A 1,220-nucleotide genomic window follows, 5' to 3' on the forward strand; every position below is an offset into this window, starting at 1 on the left:
ATGGGACGGCTGTTTACTCAGCCCTTTGCAGCCAACCAGCACAATGACTTTCGCACCCGGCACCGTAACACCCGCAATACCCGCAACAGTCTCCAGGCCTTTCTGGATCGCGGCGAAGTCCACGACCTGCTGGATGCCTACGAATACTCCGAGCGGATCATCAGCGACTTCACCGATGTGATTGCAGAGCTGGAGGAACGTAAGCGGCAGTTGGTCCGCGATGTTGAAGCCCGGCAGTTGGTGCAACAGGCCAGCGATGAATTTTTCGACTTTATGGAAAAAGTCTTCAAACCCGATCTGGAAGTCCGGCTGTCCGCCGATAGCGTAGAGAAATACCGGGACCAGGTGGCCCGGATCATCAGCCGCATTCGGCGCAAACGCAAATACGGAGAAGGCGACCCCGAAACGGCCGAGAAAGACTGGCGCGCGGTGATGGAGTTGCGCCTGCGAGCACTCTTGCCGCAACGGGTGGTGCCGGGTAGCTCGCTACTGGAAACCCTGCTTCAAACCATCGAGACGCGACTGAAAAATGCCTGCGATGTGATGTTGCCGGCCCTGCGCAAGGCCCTGAATACGTTTACCCAGCGGGCCGATATCATCATCCGCCAGCTAAGCTATATTCATGCCCAGAGCGGTGACGGCGCCCTGGAGCTGTGTCAGTTGTTGGCGGCGCAACCTCGCGAGCGACAGGACGAACTGTTGCAGCGTCACGGCGAGGACTGGTCCGCACTGCACTTGCGCTATATCGACCCAGGCCAACTGGTGCTGCGTGAGCGACGCGCCCGGGCCCCCATTCGCAGTGACCTGGACGATGATCAGCCCCTGGACCGGGACGCGCAACGACAGCTGTATATTCAGCAAGCCCTTGAACAGGCGTTTTCGCTGCAGGGCAAGGATGTGCGCGCCTACGTACAACAGGCGCTGGACGAACAGGGGCAGGTCAGCAGCCGGTCGCTGACCGCCGTGAGTCTCCCCGAATTGTTGAGTCTGGCGCGGGCCACCGAGGTGGGGGCGGCGGCCAACCTGTCCTCCGAGTTCGGTTTTCGGGTGCGTCAGGATGAGGCCTGGTTGGCGGAAAGCCCGCGCATTACCGAGGGTGATTTCTTCACCCACCGCGACGAATACATTATTGAACTGACCGAGGATGCCAATGAGCCCTCTGACCGATAGCCTAGAACGGGCCCTGGAGTCACACAACCTGACCCTCAAGGAGTGGCGGG

At 60.2% G+C, this 1,220-nt stretch carries 1 protein-coding gene; it reads left to right on the top strand.

The genetic code is table 11. From position 1 onward, the window contains the following. Positions 1-1,170, top strand: a 1,170-nt coding sequence (locus tag B3187_RS02860; RefSeq protein WP_286804501.1) for a Wadjet anti-phage system protein JetA family protein, incomplete at its 5' end; no start/stop codon positions are given. Positions 1,171-1,220 lie beyond the last annotated feature (50 nt).

The sequence above is a fragment of the Marinimicrobium sp. UBA4209 genome, assembly GCF_002381585.1.
GTDB classification, from domain to species: domain Bacteria; phylum Pseudomonadota; class Gammaproteobacteria; order Pseudomonadales; family Cellvibrionaceae; genus Marinimicrobium; species Marinimicrobium koreense.